The sequence below is a fragment of the Nonomuraea sp. NPDC059023 genome (assembly GCF_042740095.1).
GTDB lineage: Bacteria > Actinomycetota > Actinomycetes > Streptosporangiales > Streptosporangiaceae > Nonomuraea.
In genome coordinates this window covers 219,536-243,781 of the sequence record NZ_JBHYIO010000005.1, presented here as the reverse complement: position 1 = coordinate 243,781, position 24,246 = coordinate 219,536, and the positions used below count along the sequence as shown (strand labels likewise).

Genomic DNA, 24,246 nt, shown 5'->3' with positions numbered 1-24,246 from the left:
TGTGACTCTGGACGCCTACACCCGCACCGCACCCTTCTACGACCTGTGGCACGAGGACGGCCACGTCCCCGAGATCAGGAAGCTCCTGCCGCCCCTCCTCGACGGCGTCACCGGCGGCGTCCTGGAGATCGGCGCCGGAACCGGCCTCATCACCCAGGTCATCGGCGACACCGTGCCCGGCGAGATCTTCGCGGTCGAACCGTCGCTCGGCATGCGCGCCATCCTGCTCTCCCGCCTGTCCGACCGGCCCTCCCTGCGCGCGCGGGTGACCGTCCTGCCCTGCGGCGCGCTCGACGCCGACCTCGACGAACCCGTCGAGGCCGCCGTGATGATCTCCGTCCTGTACGGCTTCGCGCCCCCGGAGCGCCCGAAACTGTGGGAGACGCTGGCCAGGCAGCTCCGGCCCGGAGGCCGCCTGATCTTCAACTGGCGGCAGCGGCCCGTGGGCGTGCCCGGGCCGCCGGAGGTCATGGGGTCGTACCGGGTGGGGCGGCACACCTACGAGATCCTCGGGCAGGTCGTGTCGGCGACGCCCGAGATGGCCACCTCGCGCTTCTCCTACCGGGTACTGCAGCGGGGGGTCGTCATCAGCGAGGACACCGTGGAGAGCGACGGCTACCGGCCCTCCCTGGAGGAGCTGACCGCCGAGCTCACGGCGGCCGGCTTCACCCCCGGCACCGCCCCCGCCGGCCTCCTCACCTGGCACCACCCCTAACCACCCCTTCGGGGCCCCGCCTCGCGGATTCCCGTCCCGTTCCCTTCCCACCACCGGTGACATCCCGGGCTCGGGCTCCGCGGCTCTTCGGGCTTGGCCTCCGCGGCTCCCCGGTAGGGCTTTCGGGGGTTCTGTTCTGGTGTTCGCGTCCGGTCCCCACGAGGGTGGGAGAAGAAAGGTGGAACCGGGGTTCCGGGTGCGGTCAACAACAGGGTGACCGCACACGAGAGGACCGGAACGTGGTGGGTGTTCAAGAACGGCTGGACGACGCGGCGCTGATCGGGCGCTCACTGGGCGACCCCGAGAGCTTCGCCGCGCTGTTCGACCGGCACGCCGAGGAGATCCACCGCTACGCCGCCCGCAGGCTGGGCGCCGAGCTCGCCGAGGACGTGACCGGCGAGGTGTTCCTCGTCGCCTTCCGTGCCCGCGCCCGCTACGACCTGGCCCGCCCCGACGCCAGACCCTGGCTGTACGGCATCGCCACCAACGTCGTGGCCCAGCACCGCAGGGCGGAACGCCGCCGCAACCAGGCCATGGCCAAGGTGAGCGCCGAGCGCCCGGACGGCTTCGACGAGCGCAGCGCCGACCGGGTCAGCGCCGAACTGCTCCAGCCCAGGCTGGCGCGGGCGCTCACCAAGCTGACCGCGGCCGAACGCGACCTGCTGCTCCTGGTCGCCTGGGCCGACCTCACCTACGAGGACGCGGCCCTGGCACTGGGCGTCCCGGTCGGCACCGTGCGTTCGCGGCTGCATCGGCTGCGGGTGAAGGTGCGCAGGGCTCTCGGCGGTGCCGATCCGTTCGCTGCCGAGGAGGCCCACCGTGGATGACGAGATCAGGATCTTCGCAGAAGGCCGGCCGGCGGCTCCGCCGTACCCGGAAGAGGCTCGATCGCGGGCGCGGGAGGAGCTGGTACGTGCGGCGCGCGGGGGGCGGGGCGGGTTCAGGCTCCCGCGGCTGGGCTGGCAGTCGGTGGCGGCGTTCGGGGTGACCGTGTTGCTGGTCGGGGGAGTGGCGGGGGCGCTGGCCCGCGAGGAGACGGGGATGGTGGCCTCGCCGGGCGGGCTCGATCCTCAGCCCGGCCAGTACATCGTGATCGAGACGCAGGGGACCGAGGGCGGCCTGGTGCAGGCCTGGTTCGGCCCGGAGGGACGCGTCATGAGGCAGGCCAAACGGCAGGTGTGGCTGACGTCGTCGGGGACCGAGGCGGTGTACGTCCGCATCGAGACGCCGCCGTCCCCGTCCTCGCCGGGGCAGGCGACGCCCGCGCCCGCGATGCCGCGCACCAGATGGCTGCGGCTGGCCGAGTGCCCCGAGTGGCTGCCCATCGTGGCCCCCGACCCGGCGGCGGTGCGGGCACAGCTCGCCAACCCGGACGGCGCCTCGAACCGGGACCCGGCCGCCGCCGCGTTCGACCGGGCACGGGAGATGATCGTCGAGCGGTACCTGACCAAGGAGCAGCTGGACACGCTGATCGCGGAGCTGAAGGCGATCCCCGGCGTGCGCGTGGCCGACGGGGTCGCGGACGAGACCGGCCGCACGGGGATCGGGATCGGGCTCGTGTACGGCGGAGCCCTCAATCAGCTCATCTTCGACCCCGTGACCAGCCAGTACATGGGCCTGCGCAGCACGGTCGTGGACGCGAAGGAGGCGCAGGCGCCCGAGGGCAGCGTCCTGGCGCTGACGGCTCAGCTCGGCATGCGGGTGGTCGACTCGTTGCCCGAGGTGGACGGCCGGGAGATCACGCCCTGCCCACAGGACAAGCCCACGGCTTCGGCTAGCCCGACCCCGCCGGCCGATGCCACGCCCGCGAACGTGGCCACCTCCGCCCCGCCGCCGGTCGATGCCACCCCACCGGTCGCCACGCCCACCCCCACGTCCGCCGAACAGGCGAGCCGGGAGCCGACTCCGATCCCGGAGGAAAACTGATCGCCGCCGCCCCCGGACGCGCGGAAGGCGGCTCACCCGGAGGATCACTCCTGGCGAGCCGCCTCCCGAAACCGGGGCGCCTCTGATGAGGGGCGCCCCACAGGGCCGTCCGGGCAGGTCTGACCTCCCCGGCCGCCCTCGGCGGGCGCACCCCCTCCGGTGAGCGCCGCCTGCGGGCAGGGCCGATCTCCCGGACGGACGCGCGGTGGTCGTCCGGGAGGCCCGTATCGGGGTTACTGGAAGGAGGCGATGGCGTCGGCGAGCTGGTCGACGGCCCAGAGGAGGTCCTCCTCGGAGATGACGATCGGCGGAGCCAGCCGGATCGTCGACCCGTGCGTGTCCTTGGCCAGGACGCCGCGGGCCATCAGGGCCTTGGAGACCTCGCGGCCCGTGGCCAGCGACGGGTCGATGTCCACGCCTGCCCACAGCCCGCGTCCGCGTACCGTGACGACGCCCTTGCCGATCAGTTCGTTCAGGCGGGCGTGGAGGACCTCGCCGAGCTGGGTGGCCCTGGCCTGGTACTCGCCGGTGTTGAGGATCTCGATGACGGCGTTGCCGACGGCGCAGGCCAGCGGGTTGCCGCCGAACGTGGAGCCGTGCTGGCCCGGCTTGATGACGCCGAGCACGTCCTCGTCGGCCGCGATGGCGCTGACCGGGACGACGCCGCCGCCGAGGGCCTTGCCCATGATGTAGATGTCGGGCACGACGCCTTCGTGGTCGCAGGCGAACGTCCTGCCGGTACGGCCGAGGCCGGACTGGATCTCGTCGGCGATCATGAGAACGTTGTTCTCGGTGCAGATCTCGCGGATGTGGGTGAGGTAGCCGTCCGGCGGCACCAGGACTCCGGCCTCGCCCTGGATGGGCTCGACCAGGACCGCGACGGTGTTGGCGTCGATGGCCTCGCGGACGGCCTCGGCGGAGCCGTACTTCACGATCTTGAAGCCGGGTGTGTACGGGCCGAAGTTCTCGCGCGCGTCGGGGTCGGTGGAGAAGCTGATGATCGTGGTGGTACGCCCGTGGAAGTTGTCCTCCATCACGATGATGTTGGCCTGCTCCGGTGCGACGCCCTTGACCTCGTAGCCCCACTTGCGGGAGACCTTGATCGCGGTCTCGACCGCCTCGGCGCCGGTGTTCATCGGAAGGATCATGTCCTTGCCGGTCAGGTCGCCCAGTCCGGTGCAGAACGCGGCGAACTGGTCGTGGTAGAAGGCGCGGCTGGTGAGCGTGAGGTTCTGCAGCTGGGCCTGAGCCGCCTCGATGATCTTCGGGTTGCCGTGGCCGAAGTTCAGGCTGGAGTATCCGGCCAGGAAGTCCAGGTAGCGCTTGCCCTCGACATCGGTCACCCAGGCGCCGTGCGCCTCGTGGATCACGATGGGAAGCGGGTGGTAGTTGTGCGCGCTGCGCCGCTCGCTGATCTCAATCAGCTCTTGTGTGGTGCTGGTCATTATCTCCCCCTATTACATGTTATGTCCGGGATTTTCTGTTATGCCCGGATTTCGAGCGTGCAGCACTTCGGCCCGCCACCGGCCTTACGCAGTTCGGCCAGCTCGACGGGGATCACTTCGTAGCCGCGCCGCTTGAGCTCCAGCTGGAGCTCGCCCGCCTCGGAGTTGATGACGATGTGCTCGCCGTCGCTGACCGCGTTGAGACCGAGAACCTCGGCATCGGCCGCCGTGGCCAGGACCGCTTCGGGAAACAGCCGCTTCAGCACCTCCTGGCTGCCCTCGGAGAAGGCGCCGGGGTAGTAGGCGACATTGCGTCCGTCGAGTGAGAATAGCGCCGTGTCGAGGTGGTAGAAACGCGGGTCGACCAGCGACAACGAGATCACCGGGCGGCCGAGGAACTCCTGGGCCTCCTGGTGCGCCCGTACGTCGGTGCGAAAGCCGGTGCCCGCGAGGACGAACTCGTCGAGCGTCAGGAAGTCGCCCTCGCCCTCGTTCACGTGCTCGGGGTTCTTCACCTGGTAGCCGCGCTCCTCGAACCAGCGCAGGTAGGCCGGGCCCTCCGGGCCGCGCTCGGGGAAGGCGAACCGCGCGCCGTACACGCGACCGCCGACCACCGTGGCGCCGTTGGCGGCGAACACCATGTCCGGCAGGCCCTCGATCGGGTCGATCAGGCTGACCTGGTGGCCGAGGCTCTCATAGGCGGCCTTCAGCCCTTCCCACTGCCGTACGGCGACTTCGCGATCGGCGCCCGCCTCGGGGTCCATCCAGGGGTTGATCGCGTACTCCACCGTGAAGTGCTCGGGGCGGCACATCAGGAAGTGCTTGGGCATACGGGTCTCCGTCATCGTCGTCGGGGGATCCCCTCCGGGCCATCAGGGGTATCTCGGGGGACGGAGACAGCCTAGGAATGCATGATTATGCAGGCCAAGCGGCTGATATTGCGCGTTGGCGCGGGTCTGTTGCGAGTCTTACCCGGTGATGGGCGATCCGTTGCGTGCGGTCGGCACGGCGGTGTCGACCAGCCTCGACAGCACGATCGAACTCTTGGTCCGCACCACGAACGGCATGGCCGCGATGCGCTCGATGACCCGCTCCACATGGCCCACGTCGGTCGCCCGGATGTGCAGGAGGGCGTCGGCCTCGCCGGTGATCGTCGCCGCCGCCACCACCTCGGGAAACCGCGCCACCGCCAGCGCGATGTCGGAGGGTTTCGTCTTGCCCTGGCAGAAGAGCTCCACGTACGCCTCGGTCGTCCACCCCAGGGCCTGCGGGGCCACCACGGCGCTGAACCCCGTGATCGTCCCCGCCTCACGCAACCGATCCACGCGCCGCTTCACCGCCGACGCCGACAGACCCACTTGCTGGCCTATTTCCGCGTATGTCGCCCGAGCGTCCTCCATGAGCGCCCCGATGATGTCGCGGTCCAGCCGATCCAGTTCCACGCGACCTGTATACAGCCTCGCCACCCGCCCGGACCCGCCCGCACCCCCGCATTCCAGGAACGCTCCCACCTCCTTTCTTCCACGACCCTCGTGATCACGAAGTCGTTTCGGGGGAGAAGGCGCTTTCGGGATGGGTTGGGCGATTAGTGTGGAGATTCCAGGGACACTCGGGAGACGCGGATGGCGTTCTTGGCGCGGCTGTTCAAGCGGAGCACAGGGCTGGACCAGGAGCGGGAGGACGCTCACCAGCAAGGTGTACGCGACGCCCGCCGGCACGCGCTGCACGAGTTCACCGACCCCGACTGCCGGCCCGCCTACCTGGGCGAGGTACGGGCCATGGCGCGCGAGCGGATCGCCCGGCTGGACCGCGAACTGGCCGAGGTCAGGACCGCCCTGTTACGGGAGGCGGGCGAGGCGCGGCAGGCCGTACTGCGGATGACGGTCGACTTCGCCCGGCCCGCGTCGCCGAACGGGACGCACGCCGCCAACGGCCGGGGGGAGGACGAGTTCATCTCCATCGCCGAGGCCAGGCGGCGGCGGGAGGAACGGCGGCGGGCGGCCGAGGCCAGGGACTCCGCCGAGCGGGTGTTCGGCGCGCGGGCCCAGGTGGAACGGCTGGCGCGCGAGTGGGACGGCGCGGTGCTGCGGCGCAACCACGACGTGGAGCAGGTGCACGCGTGGGCCCAGCGGATGATCGCGGCCTACCGGAGCGGGGTGATGCGGGCCCATCCACGGCGTGAGGAGATCCCGCCGCTGTGGAAGGGCGAGGTGATCGCCATGGACACCGCCGCCCCGGTCGCCGGGAGCGAGGAGATGGGCGGGCTGCTGGAGGAGGTGGAGCGGCGGGTCGAGCTCTGGCAGGCCGAGGTGAACGGGCGGCGCGAGCTGACCACCTCCCAGCCCCCGCAACTCGAAGAGGCCGCACCTGACGAGAAGGGGGACGCGTGAGGCGGCTGGCGGGGGTCATGGTCGTCGTGCTGGCCGGCGCGGGTGTGAGCGGGTGCGGGACGGACGCGCGCGCCCTGTGCGGGACGATCGTGGACTCCACCTCGTACGCCGAGCCGGCCACGTCCAGGAGCGATGTGTCGGCCAAGCTGCCGGAGTTCACCGGCGGCTGCGACTGGATGGGCTTCGCCGCCGTCACCGGCGCCTCGGAGAGCAGCACGTGCCGCGAGACCCCGGTCAAGATCGCCGCGTCGCCGCGGGAGAACCCGAACGACAACCCGGTGGTCGACGAGCGCATCAGGAAGCACCGCCTGGGCCAGGTGCTGCCGAAGGCGCTCAAACTGTTCGACTGCCCGGCGGAGGGCAAGGGCTCGGACGTGATCGGCGCGCTGCGCTACCTGGTCAAGCAGATGAACGCCCAGCGCCGGCCGGACAGCGCGCACCGGATCGCCGTCTTCAGCGACCTCATCAACAACCGCGGCGACCTCGACGTCAACAAGCTCGACCTGAGCGACGCCGGCAGGAAACGCAAGATCGAGGAGCTGCGCCAGGCCCGCCTGCTGCCGGACCTGACCGGGTATGAGGTGGTGGTGCACGGCTTCCTGCGCGCCAAGACCTCGAACCCTGACCGCTTCCCGCTGCTGGAGACCTTCTGGCGGGAGGCGTTCGAGGCCTCCGGCGCCGTCTCCTCCGACCTGCTCTAGTCCAGGACGTCCGCGCGCAACTGGGGGAAGACCTTGGAGACCTTGCCGAGCAGGTACTCGCCGTAGGTCCCGGTGAAGGCCCGCAGATCCTGCCCGTCCCACCGGGCCCGCCCGCCCTCGGTGTACGGCAGCGGCGGCACCTCGCTGTCCCACCCGGGATCGAAGAAGAAGGGGAAGCTGAGCCGCTCGTTCCCGCTCAGGTTGCGCACCCGGTGCGGCGTCGAGCGGTACAGGCCGCCGGTGAGCTTGTCGAGCATGTCCCCGATGTTGCACACGAACGTGCCCGGGACCGGCGGCGCGGAGATCCAGCCGCCGGGCGTGTGGACCTGGAGCCCGCCGTTGGCGTCCTGGAGCAGCAGCGTGAGCAGCCCGTAGTCGGTGTGCTCGCCGACGCCCCATCCGTCCGCGTCCGGCTCCGACGGCGGATAGTGGAAGACGCGGAACAGGACGGTCGGGTCGGCGGTGTACCCGGCGCTGAAGTAGTCGCCGGGCAGGCCCAGGCTGAGCGCGATGCCGCGCATGACGGCCTGGCCGAGCCCGGTCATCGCCTCGATGTAGGCGAGCACCGCCGCGCGCAGCTCCGGGACCTGTGCGGGGAACAGGTTCGGCCCGTGCAGGGGCGTGCCGCCGGGCGGGCGCTCGGCGCCGAAGTAGATGCCCTCCTTGAGGTCGGGGCGGCCCGAGGTGAGCTCGCCGCCGACCGGGAAGAAGCCGCGCCAGGCCCGCCCGCCGCGCTCCATGGAGATCTCGTTCTTGGCCTCGTCCGGCAGCTCGAAGAACGCGCGCGCCGCCGCGTCCAGCCGCTCGATCAGCGCGGGTGGCACGCCGTGCCCCGTGACGTAGAAGAAGCCGCTGGTACGGCAGGCCGCCCCGATCTGGTCGGGGACGTCGCCGGCCGTACCGGAGAGGAGGGGCGCGATATCGATAACCGGCAATTCGCTCACGACAGCCATTCTCCGTGAATTTCGGCGATTAGCATCGAAGCAGAAGCTGGAGGGGCGATGCGTTTACGCAAACGGCACAAGGACCTTCCCGACGAGCCCGCGCAGGTCGCACGGATCACCCCCGCGATCGCCTATGACGGGGACCTGTACCACCTGCCCGACTGGCGCCGCCGCCGCGCCGAGGAACGCGAGCTGGGCCGCGGCCACGCCGCCGAAGGGCAGATCGACACGCTCACGCTGGAGACCGGCAGCGTCCCGCGCTTCCACGAGCTGGAGGACGAACGGCTGGCCGAGCTGGCCCGCGTCGAGGAGTGCGCCGAGCGCGAGGCGCAGCAGGCCAGGGCCGAGTTCGAGGCGCAGAAGATCAGGCTGGCCGAGTCGCAGCGCACCTTCTCCGACCTGCGCAAGACGCTCGACGACTCCCAGCGCCACGTCGCCGAGCTGGAGCAGCCCAGCAGGCGCCCCGGCGACGGGCGGCCCAGCTCGATCGCGCTGTCCGGCAGCCGCTGGCCGGCGATCCGGCGCTGGCTGCCCGGCGCGCTCCTGCTGCTGCTCCTGCTGATCGTCGAGGTGCCCATCCTCTACCAGGTCATCCTGAACTGGGGTGACAGCGTCGCCATGACCGCCCTGCTCGCCACCGGCGCCGCGTTGATCATGCTGGTCGCGCCGCACATGTACGGCAGGGCGTTCCGCGCCTGGCAGGAGAACGGCAGCCCGGCCCGCGGACGCTGGCTGCTGGCCGCCGTGGCGCTGGTGTGGCTCGGCCTGATCGTCGCCGTGGCCGTCCTGCGCCGCGACGCCCTGGTCAAGCCGCTGGTCGTGGACGGCCAGGAGATCGGCCCCACCTCCCAGGGCGTCGGCGAACTGCCCACGATGGTGCTTTTGCTCGCGCTCCTGATCGCCACCGCGCTCATCGCCGCCGACCTCGGCCGCCGCATGCACAACCCGAACGACCGGCGGCTGCGCGAACTGCGTGCCAAGCGCGACCACGACGCCGCCGCCTGCGCGCGGGCCCAGGCCGCCTACCAGCACGACGCCGGGTACGCCGAGAGCATCGGCCAGCACCTCCAGGGCGCCGACCGGCGGCGGGCCGGACGCGTCCGCCAGCTCGACAACGGCTTCCACAGCCTGGCCACGGCCTACCTGGGCGGCGTGGTGGAGGGCCTGAAGGACCCGGAGGCGGCCAGCTGGGCCGAGCGCATCATCGCCCGCCGCTGACCGTGCTCCCCCTGACCTCCAGACGGACGGGCAGGACGCTCGGCGCCACGGGTTGCCCGTCCAGCGCGGACAGCAGCGACCTGGCGAGGGCCAGCGCCAGGTCGGTCACCGGGACGGCGACCGTGGTGAGCGCGGGCAGCGTGTGCCGCCCGGCCTCGCCGTCCCCGAACCCGGCCACCGCGAGGTCCTCGGGAACCCGCAGGCCCACCTCCCGCGCGATCCCGAGCACCTCCAGCGCCAGCGCGTCGGTCACGGCGAAGACCGCGTCGGGGCGCATCGGGTTGAGGCGCATCGGGTTGAGGCGTCCGGCCAGCAGCCGCCCGGCGTCGCCGGAGACCTCCGCCTCTGGGAACACCTCCAGGAAGCCGCGCACCCGCTCCCCGGCCGCCGCGCCGGGACCGGTCAGGACAGCGGGGCGGGCACGGCCGAGCTCGCGCAGGTGGCGGCCCACCGCCGCGCCACCCCCCGCCTCGTCGACGGCCACCACGGGGCCGCCGAGCAGCACCAGTGGCACGTCCGTCGCGGCCAATCGCTCCGCCAGCGGGTCCGGATGGTCGGGCGGCAGCAGGATCATGCCGTCCACGTGCCGTCCCTCCGCCTGCGCCAGGACGCGGCGGTGGCTCCGCTCGGAGTCGGCCAGCATGAGCCGCACCTGGCGGCCGCTCGCCTCCAGGACGCTGGTCACGTACTGGACGACCGCAGAGACCAGGGCGGCGTTGTCGTGGCGCGGCCCGGACAGCACCAGCGCCACCGTGCCGGTGCGCCGCGTGACCAGGCTGCGGGCCGCCTGGTTCGGCACGTAGCCGAGCTCCTCGACCGCCGCCTGGACCCTGGCCCTGACCTCCGGGCGGACGGACGCCTCGCCGTTCACCACGCGCGAGACCGTCGCCCTGGAGACCCCGGCGCGCGCCGCCACGGTCTCCAGCGTCGGCCGGGGCGCGGCGGGCAGGCCGTTGCGCGCGATCACCTCGCGGAACCAGCGCGCGCTGTCCCTCTCCGTGCGCCGCTGGGTGGCGAAGTCGACGTGGACCAGGCCGAACTTGCGCCGGTAGCCGTCGGCCCACTCGAAGTTGTCCATGAGCGTCCAGGCGAGGAAGCCGCGCAGCCGTACCCCGTCGGAGATCGCGGCGTGGGCGGCGCGCACGTGCGCCTCGATGAACGCGACCCGGTCGGCGTCGCGCGACCCGTCGCCGAAGTCGGCGCCGTTCTCGGTGACCATGAGGTCGAGCCCGGGATGGTCGGCGGCCAGCCTGCGCAGCAGGACGGTCAGCCCGCTCGGCACGATCGGCCAGCCCATCGCCGTGGCCGGGCCCGGCGTGGCGGCGAACAGCACGCCCTCGCTGCCGGGGAAGGCGGGCTCGCCCGGCCGGCTGGGCTGCGCCTGGACGACGTGCGGCGCGTAGTAGTTGACGCCGAGCACGTCGATCGGCCGCGCGATGAGATCGAGGTCGCCGTCGCGCACGTGATCGAGCCCGGCGTGCCGCTCCACCACCTCCAGCAGTTCCGGCGGGTAGGAGCCGCGCAGCATCGGGTCCAGGAACTGGCGGTTGAGCAGCGCGTCGATCCTGGACACCGCCCCGGCGTCCTCGGGCGTCAGCTCCTGGTCCTGGTCGCCGAGCTGGCCAGGCGTGAGCACGGGCGACAGGTTGAGCGCCACGCCGATCCGCCGCGCACCCGCCTCCCGCAGCACCCCGGCGGCCAGCCCGTGGGCCAGCAGCATGTGGTGCGCGCTCCTGAACGCCTCGGCCGCCGAGCGCCGCCCCGGCGCGTGCGTGCCGGCCGCGTAGCCGAGGAAGGACGCCACCCACGGCTCGTTGATCGTGAACCAGGTGTCGACCCGGTCACCCAGCCTCTCGTGTACGGCCGCCGCGTAGCCGGCGAACCGCTCGGCGGTGTCGCGGCTCGGCCAGCCGCCCCGGTCCTCCAGCGCCTGGGGCAGGTCCCAGTGGTAGAGGGTGGCGTACGGGGCGATTCCCTGGCCGAGCAGGTCGTCGGTCAGCCGTTCGTAGAAGTCGAGCCCGGCCGCGTTGACCTTTCCCGCCCCGTCCGGCAGCACCCTGGACCAGCTCACCGAGAACCGGTACGCGCGCAGCCCGAGCCCCTTCATCAGCCCGACGTCCTCGGCGTGGCGGTGGTAGTGGTCGCACGCCTCGTCGCCGGTGCTCCCGTCGGCGATCCGGCCGGGAGCGTGGGAGAAGGTGTCCCAGATCGACGGCCCCCTGCCGTCCTCGGCCGCCGCGCCCTCGATCTGATAGGCCGAGGAGGAGACGCCCCACACGAAGCCATCGGGAAATCGCATGCCCTCATTGTGCCGAGACTGTCGGAGGCGGCGGCTACGGTGTCGGCCATGAGCGACAGCGACACCCCTTGGGAGCCACCCCTCGCCGGCACCGAGACCGAGCACCTGATCGGCGCGCTCGACCGGCTGCGCGCGACGTTCCGGTGGAAGGCCGACGACCTCGACGCGGGGCAGCTGCGGACCCGGATCGGCGCCTCCGACCTGACCATCGGCGGTCTGCTCAAGCATCTGGCCCTCGTGGAGGACCACATGTTCACGGCCAAGATGCGGGGCGAGCCCGTCGGCCCGCCGTGGGACACCATCGACCGGAGCGGCGGCGAATGGCAGTTCGCCACCACCGGTCACACCCCCGAGCAGCTCTACGCCCTGTGGGACGGCGCGGTGGAACGCTCCCGCGCGCGGCTCGGGGCGGCCCTGGCCGACGGCGGCCTCGACCAGCTCGCGCACATCAGCGACCCCGACGGCAACCACGCCAGCCTGCGCAGGCTGGTCTGCGACCTCATCGAGGAGTACGGCAGGCACACCGGGCACGCCGACCTGCTGCGCGAGTCCATCGACGGGCGGGTCGGCGAGGATCCCCCGCCCGGCTGGCGGCCGAAGTCGGGCTGACACGTACGATCGCGGTGACCCGCCGTCGCCACGTGTCGAATCGAGACTCGAATGTCCGGCAGCTCGCACGCGATCGACCTGATCCACACCCGCCAGGACTTCGCCCGCGAGCTGACCGCGTCGCGCGAGCGCGCCGGCCTCACCGTCCGCCAGGTCGCCGCGGCGACGGGGGTGCGCGGCGCGCACAGCACGGTCGGCGACTGGTTCGCCGGCCGCGGGCTGCCCGCGACGGGCTCGCGCGACCTGCTCGACCGCGTCCTGCGGGCGTGCGGGGTCGACGACCCCGCCGAGCTGGAGCGGTGGGTGGAAGCCTGGCGGCGGGTACGCCGCGCCCCCGGCCCCAGGCCGGCCGGACCGGAACCGTACCGCGGACTGGCCGGATTCCAGGTCGAGGACGCCGAGTGGTTCTTCGGCCGCCGGGCGCTGACCGAGGAGCTGGTGGAGCGCGTCACCCGCGGCCGCGGCCCGCACCTGGTGGTCGGGGCGTCGGGCTCGGGCAAGTCCTCGCTGCTGCGCGCCGGGCTCATCCCCGCGCTGGGCGAGCGGCCCGCGCTGCTGTTCACGCCGAGCACGCGCCCGCCCGGCGAGCTGTCCGGGCTCGTGGTCGTGGACCAGTTCGAGGAGGTCTTCACCACCAGCTCGCCCGGCGAGGCGCTCATCGCGGAGCTGGCCGAGGCGGCGAACGACGGCGCGACGGTGGTCCTGGGCCTGCGCGCCGACTTCTACGCCCACGCCCTGCGCCACCCGTCGCTGCTGGCCGCGGCCAGGGACGGCCAGTTCGCGGTGGGCCCGATGAGCGAGTCGGAACTGCGCGAGGCCATCGTCGAACCGGCGCGCAAGGCCCGCGTCGAACTGGGGGAGGGGCTGGTCGACCTCCTGCTGCGCGAGGTCGCCCCGCGCGCGGGCGCCCACGAGGCGGGGGTGCTGCCGCTGCTGTCGCACGCCCTGTACGCCACCTGGCGGCAGGGCGGCGGACGGCGCCTGACCATCGCCGACTACCGGGCGGTGGGCGGCATCGAGGGCGCGGTCGCGGCCAGCGCCACCCAGGTCTACACCTCGCTCAGCGGGCCGCAGCGGGAGCAGGCCAGGCGGCTGTTCGTCGATCTGGTGCACGTGGCCGCCGACACCGCAGACACCCGGCGGCGGGTCGCGACCGAGCGGTTGCCCGAGGAGGTACTCGACCGGTTCGTGGCGCAACGGCTGATCACCGCCGACACCGACTCGGTGGAGATCAGCCACGAGGCGCTGCTGACGGCCTGGCCGCTGCTGCGGCAGTGGCTGGAGGAGGACCGGGCCGGGCTGGTGATCCGCCGGCAGCTCGCCGACGCGGCGGCCGCCTGGGAACGTGAACACCGCGACCCCGCGCTGCTCTACCGGGGCGCCCGGCTGGCCGCCGCCCGCGAGCTGGCCACGACCCAGCCGGCCGACCGCGCGTTCCTGGACGCCTCGCTCGCCCGCGAGGCCGGTGAGCTGGCCGCCGCCCGCCGCCGGACCCGGCGGCTCTACCAGCTCGTCGCGGGACTGGCGGGGATGCTGCTGCTCACCGTGGTGGCGACCGTGGTCAGCGTACGCAGCCTGGAGGCCGTCAGCGACCAGCGCAACCAGGCGTTGTCCGGCAAGGCGGCCAACGAGGCGGTCGCCCTGCGCGGCACCAACCCGGCGCTGGCCGCGCAGATCGGCCTGGCCGCCTACCGGCTGGCGCCGACGGCGGAGGCCAGAGGGGCATTGCTCAGCACGTTCGCGACGCCGTACTCGACGCGGATCACCGGGCACACCGGGGCGGTCTACGCGGCCGAGTTCACCCCGGACGGGCGGCGGCTCGTCACCACCGGCACGGACGGCACGGTCCGGTTGTGGGACGTCGGCGCGCGGCACGCGCCACGGCCGCTGGCCGTGCTGCCGGGCTCGGGCGGCCTGCTCGGGGCGGCGATCCGCGGCGACGGGCGGCTGCTGGCCACCGCGGGGCAGGACGGCGCCGCGCGGCTGTGGGATCTCGCCGACCCCGCCCGCCCGGCCGCCGCGGCCACGCTCATGGGGCACGCGGGCGAGATCCGGAGGGTGGCGTTCAGCCCCGACGGGCGGACGCTGGCCTCGGCCGGCGCCGACCGCACCGTCCGGCTCTGGGACGTCACGACGCCGGCCCAGGCCAGGCAGTTGTCGGTGCTGGGCGGGCACGGCGACGGCGTCTCGGCGGCGGTGTTCGCCCCCGGTGGGCGTACGCTCGCCACCACCAGCGGGGACGCGACCGTGCGCCTGTGGGACGTCGCCGACCCGCGCGAACCGCGGCAGGTGGCCAAGGTCCGGCACACCGACCGGGTCCTGGCCGCCGCCTACAGCCCGGACGGCCGCACGCTGGCGACCGGGGGCTTCGACAACACGCTGCGGCTGTGGGACGTGCGCGACCCCGCGCGGCCGGTCGCGCTGGCGGCCCTCGACGGGCACGTCAACGGCATCGTCGCGGTGGCCTTCAGCCCCGACGGGCGTACCGTCGCGACGGGCAGCTACGACCTGACCGTGCGCCTGTGGGACATCGCCGAGCCACGCTTCGCCGCCGTCCCCCTCACGCTGACCGGGCACACCGACACCGTCTACGCGGTCGCCTTCAGCCCCGACGGCCGCACCCTGGCCAGCGGCGGTCGCGACACCACGGCCCGGCTGTGGGAGGTCAAGGGCCCGGTCCTGTACGGCCACAGCGGCCCGATCCACTCCGCGGTGCCCGGCGCGGGCGGGCGGCTGCTCGTGGCCAACAGCTACCGGCGCGCGCACCTGTGGGACCTGTCCGACCCTGGCCGGCCCGCGGCGCTGGCGACGCTGAAGGAACACACCGACAACGTCCTGGCCGCCGCCTTCACCCCCGACGGCGGCCGGCTGGTCACCGTCTCCCTCGACCGCACCGCCCGCCTGTGGGACGTGCGCGACCCCCTCCGCCCGGTGCGGCTGGGCATGGTGAGCGCGCCGGCCAACACGTTCACGCTGGCGCTGCGCCCCGACGCCCGGGTGCTGGCGGTGGGCGAGGACGGCGGCGTCGTGCGCGTGTGGGACCTGTCCGACCCGCGCAGGCCCGTCGAGACCCGCGTCCTGCGCGCGCACACCGATCGGGTGCTGGGCCTGGCCTTCAGGCCGGACGGGCGGGTGCTGGCCAGCGCGGGCGCCGACCGCACGGTGCGGTTGTGGGAGCTGTCCGATCCGCGGCGCCCGGCCGCGCTGTCGACGATCAGCGCGCACGCCAACAGCGTGGCCGCCGTCGCGTTCGCCCCCTCCGGCGACGTGCTGGCCAGCGCGGGCTACGACCACACCGCCCGCCTCTGGGACCTGTCCGACCCGCGCGGCCCGCGGCCGCTGTCGGTCCTGGCGGGACACAGCAACAGCGTCAACGGGCTCGCCTTCGGCCCCGACGGCCGCACGCTCGTCACGGCGGGCTTCGACGGTACGGCCCGCGTCTGGGACATCACGCGCCCCCGCAGCCCCGGCCCGCCGGTGCCGCTGGTGGGCCACACCGACCGGGTGAACTCCGTCGCGTTCGGCCCCGGCGGCGCGACCCTGGTCACGGGCAGCAGCGACAGCACGGCCAGGTTGTGGGACATGGACCCGGAACGTGTGGCGCGGCGGCTCTGCGCGCTGGCGACGCCGCGGATCACCGCCGCCGAGTGGCAGCGCCACTTCCCCGGTCTGGCCTTCGAGCCGCCCTGCGGAGATCACGCCTGATTTTGACAACCATTTTCATTTTGCCGCATAATGACTCCCATGATGTCAGGACATTTCCGGGTGCGCGCTGTGGGTTTGCTCGCGGGTGCCGGACTCCTCGCCACCGCCGCCTGCGGTTCGGGCGCCGCCGAGACCGCCACCGCCGGTGACAAGCCCCGCGTGGTCACGGCCTTCTACCCGCTGCAGTGGCTGGCCGAGCGCGTCGGCGGCGCTGACATCGACGTGTCCGTGCTCACCGCCCCCGGCGTCGAGCCGCACGACCTCGAACTGGGCGCCCAGCAGATCGCCGACCTGGAGGACGCCACCCTGTCCGTCTACATCAAGGGCGTCCAGCCGGCCGTGGACGACGCGCTCGCGCCGCGGGGCGAGCGGGCCTTCGACGCGGCGACCGCCGTGAAGACGCTGCCCGCCCCCGCACACGCCGGCGAAGAAGAAGAGGCGCACGAACACGAGGTCTCCTACGACCCGCACCTGTGGCTCGACCCGTCCAGGCTCGCCACCGTCGCCGGGAAACTGGGCGAGCGCATGGCCCAGGCCGATCCGGCGCACGCGCAGGCGTACCAGGACCGCGCCGCCAGGACGGCCGCCGACCTCACCGCGCTCGACCAGGAGATGGCCAAGGGCCTGACCAACTGCACCAGCAAGACCATGGTGACCAGCCACGAGGCGTTCGGCTACCTCGCCGACCGCTACAAGCTCAAGCAGATCGGCATCACCCTCGACCCCGAGACCGAGCCGTCGCCCGCCCGCATCGCCGAGGTCGCCAAGCTCGCCAACGCCGAGAAGGTGACCACCATCTTCACCGAGGCCCTGGTCAGCCCGAAGGTCGCCGAAGTACTGGCCCAGGAGGTCCACGCCAAGACCGCGGTACTCGACCCGCTGGAGGGCAAGCCGGCCAACGGCGACTACCTTTCCCAGATGCGGCAGAACCTCAAAACACTCCAGACCGCCCTGGGCTGCGCGTGAACACCGTCTTCCAGATGACCGGCGGCCAGGTCACCCTCGACCGCCGCCCGATCCTGCGCGGCGTCGACCTCACCGTCTGCCCCGGCGAGGTCGTCGCCATCATGGGCGCCAACGGCTCCGGCAAGTCCACGCTCGTGCGCGCCCTGCTCGGCCTCACGCCGCTGTCGGGCGGGCAGACTCTCCTGTACGGCGTGCCGCCCGGCAGATTCCGCGACTGGCGGCGCATCGGCTACGTTCCCCAGCGCCTGGCCGTCGGCGGCGGCGTGCCCGCGACCGTCAGGGAGATCGTCGCCTCCGGGCGCATCGCCAGGCAGAGCAGGCTCCGCCGTACCAGCAAGGAAGACCACGCGGCGGTGGCGCGCGCGCTCGCGGCGGTCGACCTGTCCGAGCGGGCCGGCGACCCCGTGCAGTCGTTGTCCGGCGGGCAGCAACAGCGCGTGCTCATCGCGCGGGCGCTGGCCGGCGAGCCGGACACGTTCGTCATGGACGAGCCCACCGCCGGCGTCGACGCCGACAGCCAGCAACTGCTGGCCGGGACGCTCGCCACGCTCGTCCGCGAAGGACGCACCGTCGTGCTCGTCGCCCACGAGCTCGGCCCGCTCGAACCCGTCATCTCACGCGGCGTCGTGGTCCGCGCCGGGCTCATCGAGCACGACGGACGGCCGCCGCAGCCGGAAGGAGAATGCGCCAAACCCGGACACGAGCACGTCCACCCGCACGCCGAGGAACCCGTCACCGGCCCGCTGACCGACCTCCGCGTCAAACCGTAGCCGCCCACCCCCGACCGATTGGCAAGTGCACCCGTGAGCGACCTTCTCCAGAGGGAGTTCTTCCAGCTCGCCCTCATCGCCGCCCTGCTGGTGGGCCTGTGCGCGCCCGCCGTCGGCACGTTCATCGTGCAGCGCCGCCTCGCCCTGCTCGGCGACGGCATCGGCCACGTGGCGCTGACCGGCGTCGCCCTCGGGTTCCTGACCGACACGGCGCCGGTGCTCACCGCCGTGCTCGTCTCCGTCGCCGGCGCCATCGCCATCGAGCTGGTACGGGCGCGCGGGCGTACCAGCGGAGACGTCGCCCTCGCCCTGCTGTTCTACGGCGGCATCGCCGGCGGCGTCATGCTCATGGCCATCGCGCCCGGCGGCAGCAACGCCAAACTCAACTCCTTCCTGTTCGGCGCCATCGCCAGCGTCACCCGCCAGGACATCTGGATCATCGGCGGGCTCGCGGTCGCGGTGCTGGCGGTCGTGGGGTTCTTCGGGAGAGAGTTGTTCGTGCTCTGCCAGGATGAGGAGGTGGCGAAGGCGAGCGGGCTGCCGGTGCGCTTCCTCAGCCTGCTGATCGCCGTGACCGCGGCACTGACCGTGGTCATCGCCATGCGGGTGGTGGGGCTGCTGCTCGTCAGCGCGCTCATGGTGATCCCGGTCGCCACGAGCCAGCAGCTGACCAGGGGGTTCAAGGCGACGATGGGGCTGGCGACGGTGTTCGGGATGGTGGCGGCGGTCGGCGGTCTGCTCGTGTCCACCGTCTCGCCGAAGGTGCCGCCGGGAGCCTCGATCGTCCTACTCGCGCTCGCCGGCTTCGTGCTGGCCCTCGGGGTCGGTAAGTTCGTACGGCGAGGCCGACCACAGGAGATCACATGACGACCAGACGCGATGCCGTCCACGACACGCTGCGGCGCAGCGAGGGGTTCCGCAGCGCGCAGGACGTCTACGCCGAGATGCGGCAGGATGGGGCCAAGATCGGCCTCACTACTGTTTACCGCGCGCTTCAGGCCTTGGCCGATGGGGGCAAGGTCGATGTGCTGCGTACGGACGACGGGGAGTCCGTATACCGGGCCTGCGCGACCGACGACCATCACCACCACCTGGTGTGCCGGCGATGCGGGCGGACGGTCGAGGTGGCAGGGCCCGCGGTGGAGCGGTGGGCGGAGGCGGTGGGCAGCGAGCACGGCTTCACAGAGATCACCCACACCGTCGAGGTGTTCGGGACCTGTGCTGTGTGCTCGACCTGAAAAGCAAGGTGCTTCGCTTCGCTCCGCGCGTTCTTCCAGTCGGTGCGAGCCCCGACCCCTGTGGGGCCTCGCTGCGCTCGGACCGCCCTCTTGAGGCCCGCCCGTTGCCCAGATAAGTGGTTGAGCGGTTGGATCCCGCCCTGGCCAAAAAGGTGCTCCGCTTCGCTCCGCGCGTTTTCCTCATAGGGGGCTGACGCCCAGGTTTGCCCGGTTGGCTTCAGCGGCCGTGGAATCGCGTGAACGCGGGCCTCGGACTCCAGGTGGCTTTCGAGCTCTTCCAGGGTCGCACCGCATCGGACGTTCGACAGTCCGCTCCGAGGGGGTATCAGCCTCCGCCCGGATCGCGCACCAACCGCCACCGGCAGAGTCCAGGATGTCCCACTCAGGGAAGGCATCAGCCATCTGGCCAAGGGTCAGAGGCTGGGCGCCACGCTGTAGCGTCGCGCTTCGCCATTGGCTCACCTCGGGTGCCTCTTGCAGGAGCTGAACCGCCGTGGTCGCTGCCGGAAATCACCGACTTATCCGAGTTACGACCCGTCATTTCCCGAGACACGCCGTCTGCCGTCTTCGAAAGTGCCGGAAGTATTCTAGCGACCTGCATCCGGACTCCGGAACCTTAGCCTCCCAGGTCTGGCTCAAGGGAGTCGAGTCGCCTCAAGGGCTCAATAATTCGTTGGTTTGTAGCATCCAGCGGCATTGCACGCCAAGGGGCGCTTCTCGGTTCGCGCCGAAAATCACAGCAGAATCTCGACCAAGGCCATGTGTTGCGATTCTTCTAGTCGGCGGTGGCAACGAACTCTGGGTTTCGATCCAGCCCTCACCATTCCGCGGCTTGCGCCGGTATCTAGATCACAACTTGCCGTAGAATGCGCCCCATGAACGGCCCGGACACTCCCCGCTACGCATGGGCTGAACGCCTCCAGGACGTGAGCGGCACAGAACACGATCTCCACAGTGGCAACGAGTCTTCGTTGTACCCAACCGAGTGGCTGGGCGCAGCTCCCGTTGGTGAAGTCGAGCTCCTCCGCCATGAAGAGCGTCTCGGCCACCGCTTGCCACCGAGCTACCGAGAGTTCCTCCGGGTAAGCAACGGGTGGGACGTGAACTCCTTCACCAGTGTTCACCTTCTCCCCATCGCCGAGGTTGGCTGGACACGTGACGTGGATCCACACCTCGCGGCCACATGGGGTCCTCCGGCCGACTCCCCGATTCCGGAATTGCCCGACGACTACTTCTTCGACTACGACGCGCCTCAGGATCGGGATTTCTTTGAGGTCGGAGACTATCTGCCGCACACGTTGTGCATCTCCGAGAACGTCGAGGGCAGTGTTTATCTGCTCAACCCGTACATTGTCACATCGGGCAATGAATGGGAAGCGTGGTATCTTGACTCCTTGTACGGGCTCGATGCCATCCGCTTCCGGTCGTTCTGGCACATGATAGAGCACTCCTTCCGGAGCAGGGGATTTTAGTGCAGCGCGTCACCATGGCCCACGCGTGCTCATAAAGAGCAGGGATACGTGGACCTGCCCTGCACGATGCCGTGGCCCGCATCAAACAGAGACATGACAGCATCAGAGCCGACGCGCAACCGAAAAGCGTCACTCATGAGGCAATAGAGGATGCGATCAGAAAATGGACCGGGTGAACCTCGACAACGCCGCATGGACAAAGGCCACCGCCAGCGGCGACAACGGGCAGTGCGTGGAAGTCGCCACCAATCTCCCTGGCATCGTCGCAGTCCGCGATAGCAAGGACCCCGAAGGCCCCGCGCTGATCTTCACTGACGAGGAGTGGGCGGGGTTCCTCGACGGCGAGGGGCCGGGCATGAGCGTCGCCACCGACCTCGCCGGCATCGTCTCCCTGCGCAAGAGCGGAACCCCTGACGGCTCCGCGCTGACCTTCACCGACGGCGAGTGGGCGGCATTCCGGGACGGCGTCGCCAAGCACGAGTTCGACCTCTGAAACAGGCGTTCATCGTGTTGAAGGTCGTGACGGGCAGTCTGATGGATGGCGCGGGCATCTAGGGCATGTCCGCAAGCTTTTCGCCGCCACCGGCCGTTGTCGCCGAAGGTCAAAGCTGCGTGCGGACCTTTGGTTAGGTGAGCAAGGCGCGTGCCCACTGGTCTTCGCGTTGTTCGATGTACGCGGCATCGTTCAGCCAGGCGGCGCCGTGGCCTTCGGCCCACAACGTCGCCCAGGGCTGTGTTCCGAGCGTGGACTGCTCGCGGAGGAAGTCGTGCATGGAGCGGGTGCGGCGGCTCAGCAGCGGGACCAGCCGGCGACGATCGGTCTCCCGCAGGCCGTAGGCGTCGGCGAAGGTCCGCAGGCGGGCGGCCATGTCGCGGTTCTGCCAGTCCGGGTGCGCGGACATGGGGACGAAGCCGTGGATGGCGTAGGCGACGTCCCACAGCCGGGAGCCTGGCCCGGCCGTATCCCAGTCGATGAAGACGCATTCGCCCGCGTCGTCGATCACGAGGTTCCACGGTGCCAGGTCGTGATGGGCGATGATGTCGTCTTCATCTGCCGGGATCAGCGTCTGCCACTGGGCGTCGGCCGGAGGGGTGAAGCTTTCCACGGCGTCGTGGAAGTCTCGGATGAGCCGCGCCACGTGGGCCAGTTTCCGTGGTGGCTCGACCAGGGTGAACGAGTCGGGCCAGACGACCTTGCCGGGGGCGAAGGTCAATACCTCTCGGCCTTGATCGTCGATGCCCAGGGGGCGTGGAGCCGCGTGAAACCCCACTTCGTGCAGGTGGGTGAGGAGTGCGTGCACCGCGGGAGTCCACGGTCCTGTGGGGCGACGGACTGTGTCTCCCACCCGGACGACGCCGTCGTGCACATTCCCGCCGGTCAATGACTGTTCTTCGTCGCGCCGCACCGCTCCAGTGTGGCTGCCCAGCCGGCCGATCGCATCAGCGCCGTGTCGGCCTCGGTCTGGCGTGTCAGGTGCGGTCGTGGAGGGTGATCTGGTAGCCGTCGGGGTCGGCGAAGGTGAAGGTCCGGCCGAAGGGGCCGTCGATCGGTGCGGAGACGATGGTGTGACCGTCGGCGGCGAGAGCGTCGTGGATGGCCTGGACGTCTGTGGCGTGGAGCCAGATCGCGGCACCGATGCCGGGCTGGGCGACGGACGCGAGGTCGGTGCCGGGAACGATGTCGCGGAGTGCGAACGCGATCGGCTTGGTCTCGAAGACGACGGCGTGCGGAGGTCCGGCCGGCGAGCGGACGAGGCCGAGGTACTGCTTGTAGAACGCCTGCGAAGCGCCGAGGTCGCGCGCCTGGAGCGAGATGAAGTCGGGGCCGGTGACGGGCATGATGATGCTCCTCCTGAATGCATGTCAGTTTTCTGACACGAGCCAATCTATGTCAGAATACTGACATGAGTCAACACGGTGTCGGCGTCGACCTGGAGACGTCACTGGGCTACCTGCTGAAAGAGGCGTCGAGCGCGCTGCGCGCGGCCATGGAGGAGGTGCTGCGGCCGCTCGGGATGAGCGTGACGCACTACTCCTGCCTCGAACTGCTGGCTCAACGACCGGGCCTGTCGAACTCCGAGCTCGCGCGGGGCGCGTTCGTGACACGGCAGACGATGAACGTACTGCTCCAGAACCTGGAACGAGAGGGCTACGTGACCAGGCCCGCGGCGGCGCCCGTCGGGAAGGTCCTTCCCACGCGGCTCACGCCTCGCGGCCGGCGGAGCCTGGAGAAGGCGACCGTGGCGGTCCGGTCCGTCGAGGTCAGAATGCTGGCTGGCATGACCGAGACCGAGCAGTCAGCCGCGTTCCGGACCCTGAAGAGCATGATCCATGCCCTCCGCGAGGGCAACGACGGTGTATAGGTGTCAGGCTTGGCGGGCGTGGGACGCGAGGCGATCGGCGAGCGCGGTGACGAGGTCGCGTAGTTCGCCGGGGCGCTCGATGACGAACGGCCGGTCGAGTGCGGCGAGTACCGGAGGCAACCAGTCGAGCCGCTCCGCCCGTAGTTCGACGCGCAGCCAGCGCTCGGCCGCCCGGTCCCGGTCTGGCGTGGGCGCGTACTCCTCCAGGTTCGCGACGCCGGCGGGAAGGTGGGCGCGGATCTGGTCAACCGTCCCGTGGATCCGCAAGGTCACCTCGTGCCGGTACTCGGCCGTGGCGAACCCTGACAACAGGCGCCGCGCCGGATCGGGACCCACGGGCGCCTCGAAGGAGCCGGGCAGGGCTCTCGCGTCCGCGACGCGGTCGAGCCGGAAGGTGCGGTCCTCGCCGATGGCGGGGTCCTTGCCCGTGACGTACCACCGGCCCGCATGGGCGACGATGCCGTAGGCGTGCAGCGTGCGTTCGCTGTGCCGTCCGTCGCGGTCGGTGTAGCGGATCGAGAACGGCCGGCGGTGGCGCACCGCGTCGGCGATGGTGAGCAGGACCCCGGCGTCCGGGGCGGCGAACTCGCCGGGCTGATCGGTGAAGGCGAGAGCTTCCAGGAGCGTGTCCAGCCGGCGGGCGAGGTGCTTGGGCAGTACCCGCCGGATCTTCGCCGATGCCGTCTCACCTGCCGTGTGCTGCGTCGTCGTCAGCCCTGCCCGGCGGCCGGCGACCAGGCCGAGCAGCACGGCCAGCGCCTCGTCGTCGCTGAGCATGAGCGGAGGCAGGCGGTAGCCGGGGGCGAGCCGGTACCCGCCGTAGCGGCCGCGCACCGATTCCACGGGCACGTCCAGGTCGATCAGATGGTCCACGTACCGCCGCACGGTGCGCCCCTCGACGCCGAGCCGGTCGGCGAGTTCGGCCACCGTCCGGGTGCCGCCCGACTGCAGCAGTTCCAGGAGCGTCAGCACGCGGCCGGTGGGGCGAGACATGTTCGCAGCCTAGCCCGAATACTGGACCGATTCTGTCCACTATTGCTCCTAGCCTGCGAGGCGCACGTCCTGCACAGCCAAGGAGATCACCATGGAATTCGTCTCGATCCGCATCATCACCGGCGACGTCGCCCGCCTCGTCGAGTTCTACGAGCGAGCCACAGGAGTACGGGCGACGTGGGCCACCGAGGACTTCGCCGAACTCAGGACCGCGTCCGCCACCCTCGCGATCGCCGGCACCCGCACCGTCCCGCTGTTCGCACCCGGTTCGGCCCGCCCGGCCGACAACCACAGCGTGATCACCGAGTTCCTCGTCGACGACGTGGACCGTGTCCACCGGAACCTGACCGGGTTCGTCACCGACTTCGTCACCGAGCCCACCACGATGCCCTGGGGCAACCGGTCCCTGCTGTTCCGTGACCCCGACGGCAACCTCGTCAACTTCTTCACCCCCGTCACCACGGCGGCCATCGAGAAGTTCGCACGCTGACG

At 71.3% G+C, this 24,246-nt stretch carries 24 protein-coding genes; 16 read left to right on the top strand and 8 right to left on the bottom strand.

Annotated features, from left to right (window positions below; translation table 11 throughout):
* Nucleotide 1: 1 nt before the first annotated feature.
* From ACFWYW_RS11270 to ACFWYW_RS11260, 3 genes are all read left to right on the top strand, one after another.
* Nucleotides 2–715 (top strand): methyltransferase domain-containing protein, encoded by a 714-nt coding sequence (locus tag ACFWYW_RS11270; RefSeq protein ID WP_379616712.1) that lies wholly within the window; start codon nucleotides 2–4, stop codon nucleotides 713–715.
* 239 nt (nucleotides 716–954) lie between these two features.
* Nucleotides 955–1,542: an RNA polymerase sigma factor gene (locus ACFWYW_RS11265; RefSeq protein ID WP_379616714.1), complete on the top strand. Its 588-nt coding sequence runs from the start codon at nucleotides 955–957 to the stop codon at nucleotides 1,540–1,542.
* On the top strand, nucleotides 1,535–2,641 hold the full coding sequence (locus ACFWYW_RS11260) for a hypothetical protein (RefSeq protein ID WP_379616716.1): 1,107 nt from the start codon (nucleotides 1,535–1,537) through the stop codon (nucleotides 2,639–2,641). The genes ACFWYW_RS11265 and ACFWYW_RS11260 overlap by 8 nt, the downstream gene beginning before the upstream one ends.
* 233 nt (nucleotides 2,642–2,874) lie before the next feature.
* Here ACFWYW_RS11260 and rocD read toward each other — a convergent pair whose 3' ends face one another.
* The 3 genes from rocD to ACFWYW_RS11245 all read right to left on the bottom strand — a co-directional run bounded on the left by rocD (nucleotide 2,875) and on the right by ACFWYW_RS11245 (nucleotide 5,528).
* Complete coding sequence (gene rocD, locus ACFWYW_RS11255) at nucleotides 2,875–4,086, bottom strand: ornithine--oxo-acid transaminase (RefSeq protein WP_379616718.1); 1,212 nt, start codon at nucleotides 4,084–4,086, stop codon at nucleotides 2,875–2,877.
* 38 nt (nucleotides 4,087–4,124) lie between these two features.
* Nucleotides 4,125–4,916, bottom strand: coding sequence for a dimethylargininase (gene ddaH / locus ACFWYW_RS11250; protein WP_379616720.1), 792 nt, complete (start codon nucleotides 4,914–4,916; stop codon nucleotides 4,125–4,127).
* 138 nt (nucleotides 4,917–5,054) lie between these two features.
* Nucleotides 5,055–5,528, bottom strand: coding sequence for an Lrp/AsnC family transcriptional regulator (locus ACFWYW_RS11245; protein ID WP_184966517.1), 474 nt, complete (start codon nucleotides 5,526–5,528; stop codon nucleotides 5,055–5,057).
* Between the two features lie 180 nt (nucleotides 5,529–5,708).
* Here ACFWYW_RS11245 and ACFWYW_RS11240 point away from each other — a divergent pair, with 180 nt between their 5' ends.
* Together ACFWYW_RS11240 and ACFWYW_RS11235 are read left to right on the top strand one after the other, a co-directional pair.
* Complete coding sequence (locus ACFWYW_RS11240; protein ID WP_379616723.1) at nucleotides 5,709–6,476, top strand: hypothetical protein; 768 nt, start codon at nucleotides 5,709–5,711, stop codon at nucleotides 6,474–6,476.
* On the top strand, nucleotides 6,473–7,177 hold the full coding sequence (locus ACFWYW_RS11235; RefSeq protein WP_379616725.1) for a hypothetical protein: 705 nt from the start codon (nucleotides 6,473–6,475) through the stop codon (nucleotides 7,175–7,177). Before ACFWYW_RS11240 ends, ACFWYW_RS11235 begins: the two co-directional genes overlap by 4 nt.
* Here ACFWYW_RS11235 and ACFWYW_RS11230 read toward each other — a convergent pair.
* Nucleotides 7,174–8,121, bottom strand: a complete 948-nt coding sequence (locus ACFWYW_RS11230; RefSeq protein WP_379616727.1) for an isopenicillin N synthase family dioxygenase — start codon at nucleotides 8,119–8,121, stop codon at nucleotides 7,174–7,176. The genes ACFWYW_RS11235 and ACFWYW_RS11230 overlap by 4 nt on opposite strands.
* 57 nt (nucleotides 8,122–8,178) lie before the next feature.
* Here ACFWYW_RS11230 and ACFWYW_RS11225 point away from each other — a divergent pair, with 57 nt between their 5' ends.
* The gene (locus ACFWYW_RS11225; protein ID WP_379616729.1) at nucleotides 8,179–9,339 is read left to right on the top strand and encodes a hypothetical protein; all 1,161 of its coding nucleotides are present in this window, start codon (nucleotides 8,179–8,181) and stop codon (nucleotides 9,337–9,339) included.
* Here the strand turns inward: ACFWYW_RS11225 and ACFWYW_RS11220 are convergent.
* Entirely contained in the window at nucleotides 9,323–11,638 is a 2,316-nt protein-coding gene (locus tag ACFWYW_RS11220; RefSeq protein WP_379616731.1) for a GH1 family beta-glucosidase, read from the bottom strand. The genes ACFWYW_RS11225 and ACFWYW_RS11220 overlap by 17 nt on opposite strands.
* A 48-nt stretch (nucleotides 11,639–11,686) precedes the next feature.
* Here ACFWYW_RS11220 and ACFWYW_RS11215 point away from each other — a divergent pair, with 48 nt between their 5' ends.
* From ACFWYW_RS11215 to ACFWYW_RS11180, 8 genes are all read left to right on the top strand, one after another.
* Nucleotides 11,687–12,247, top strand: coding sequence for a DinB family protein (locus tag ACFWYW_RS11215; protein ID WP_379616733.1), 561 nt, complete (start codon nucleotides 11,687–11,689; stop codon nucleotides 12,245–12,247).
* A 51-nt stretch (nucleotides 12,248–12,298) separates the two neighbouring features.
* A complete protein-coding gene (locus ACFWYW_RS11210; RefSeq protein WP_379640966.1) occupies nucleotides 12,299–15,952 on the top strand; it encodes a helix-turn-helix domain-containing protein in 3,654 nt (1,217 codons plus the stop codon).
* Nucleotides 15,953–15,991: 39 nt separating this feature from the next.
* A complete protein-coding gene (locus ACFWYW_RS11205) occupies nucleotides 15,992–16,918 on the top strand; it encodes a metal ABC transporter substrate-binding protein (protein WP_379640964.1) in 927 nt (308 codons plus the stop codon).
* Nucleotides 16,919–16,932: 14 nt separating this feature from the next.
* Nucleotides 16,933–17,688 carry a metal ABC transporter ATP-binding protein gene (locus ACFWYW_RS11200; RefSeq protein ID WP_379622116.1) on the top strand — a complete coding sequence of 252 codons (756 nt, stop codon included), beginning with the start codon at nucleotides 16,933–16,935 and terminating at the stop codon, nucleotides 17,686–17,688.
* Between the two features lie 33 nt (nucleotides 17,689–17,721).
* Nucleotides 17,722–18,555, top strand: a complete 834-nt coding sequence (locus ACFWYW_RS11195) for a metal ABC transporter permease (RefSeq protein ID WP_379621966.1) — start codon at nucleotides 17,722–17,724, stop codon at nucleotides 18,553–18,555.
* Nucleotides 18,552–18,926 carry a Fur family transcriptional regulator gene (locus ACFWYW_RS11190; RefSeq protein WP_379621968.1) on the top strand — a complete coding sequence of 125 codons (375 nt, stop codon included), beginning with the start codon at nucleotides 18,552–18,554 and terminating at the stop codon, nucleotides 18,924–18,926. Before ACFWYW_RS11195 ends, ACFWYW_RS11190 begins: the two co-directional genes overlap by 4 nt.
* Before the next feature lie 875 nt (nucleotides 18,927–19,801).
* On the top strand, nucleotides 19,802–20,398 hold the full coding sequence (locus ACFWYW_RS11185) for an SMI1/KNR4 family protein (RefSeq protein WP_379621970.1): 597 nt from the start codon (nucleotides 19,802–19,804) through the stop codon (nucleotides 20,396–20,398).
* Nucleotides 20,399–20,561: 163 nt separating this feature from the next.
* Nucleotides 20,562–20,891 carry a DUF397 domain-containing protein gene (locus ACFWYW_RS11180; protein ID WP_379621972.1) on the top strand — a complete coding sequence of 110 codons (330 nt, stop codon included), beginning with the start codon at nucleotides 20,562–20,564 and terminating at the stop codon, nucleotides 20,889–20,891.
* A gap of 133 nt (nucleotides 20,892–21,024) precedes the next feature.
* On the opposite strand, the gene ACFWYW_RS11175 is transcribed toward ACFWYW_RS11180, so the two are convergent.
* Nucleotides 21,025–21,699 (bottom strand): phosphotransferase, encoded by a 675-nt coding sequence (locus tag ACFWYW_RS11175; protein ID WP_379621974.1) that lies wholly within the window; start codon nucleotides 21,697–21,699, stop codon nucleotides 21,025–21,027.
* 169 nt (nucleotides 21,700–21,868) lie between these two features.
* Nucleotides 21,869–22,237 carry a VOC family protein gene (locus ACFWYW_RS11170; protein WP_379621976.1) on the bottom strand — a complete coding sequence of 123 codons (369 nt, stop codon included), beginning with the start codon at nucleotides 22,235–22,237 and terminating at the stop codon, nucleotides 21,869–21,871.
* 65 nt (nucleotides 22,238–22,302) lie between these two features.
* Here ACFWYW_RS11170 and ACFWYW_RS11165 point away from each other — a divergent pair, with 65 nt between their 5' ends.
* Entirely contained in the window at nucleotides 22,303–22,761 is a 459-nt protein-coding gene (locus tag ACFWYW_RS11165) for a MarR family winged helix-turn-helix transcriptional regulator (RefSeq protein ID WP_379621978.1), read from the top strand.
* Nucleotides 22,762–22,764: 3 nt separating this feature from the next.
* Here the strand turns inward: ACFWYW_RS11165 and ACFWYW_RS11160 are convergent, their stop codons facing one another.
* The gene (locus tag ACFWYW_RS11160; RefSeq protein ID WP_379621980.1) at nucleotides 22,765–23,754 is read right to left on the bottom strand and encodes a helix-turn-helix transcriptional regulator; all 990 of its coding nucleotides are present in this window, start codon (nucleotides 23,752–23,754) and stop codon (nucleotides 22,765–22,767) included.
* A gap of 91 nt (nucleotides 23,755–23,845) precedes the next feature.
* Here ACFWYW_RS11160 and ACFWYW_RS11155 point away from each other — a divergent pair, with 91 nt between their 5' ends.
* Nucleotides 23,846–24,244 carry a VOC family protein gene (locus tag ACFWYW_RS11155; protein WP_379621982.1) on the top strand — a complete coding sequence of 133 codons (399 nt, stop codon included), beginning with the start codon at nucleotides 23,846–23,848 and terminating at the stop codon, nucleotides 24,242–24,244.
* The last annotated feature ends 2 nt before the right edge of the window (nucleotides 24,245–24,246 follow it).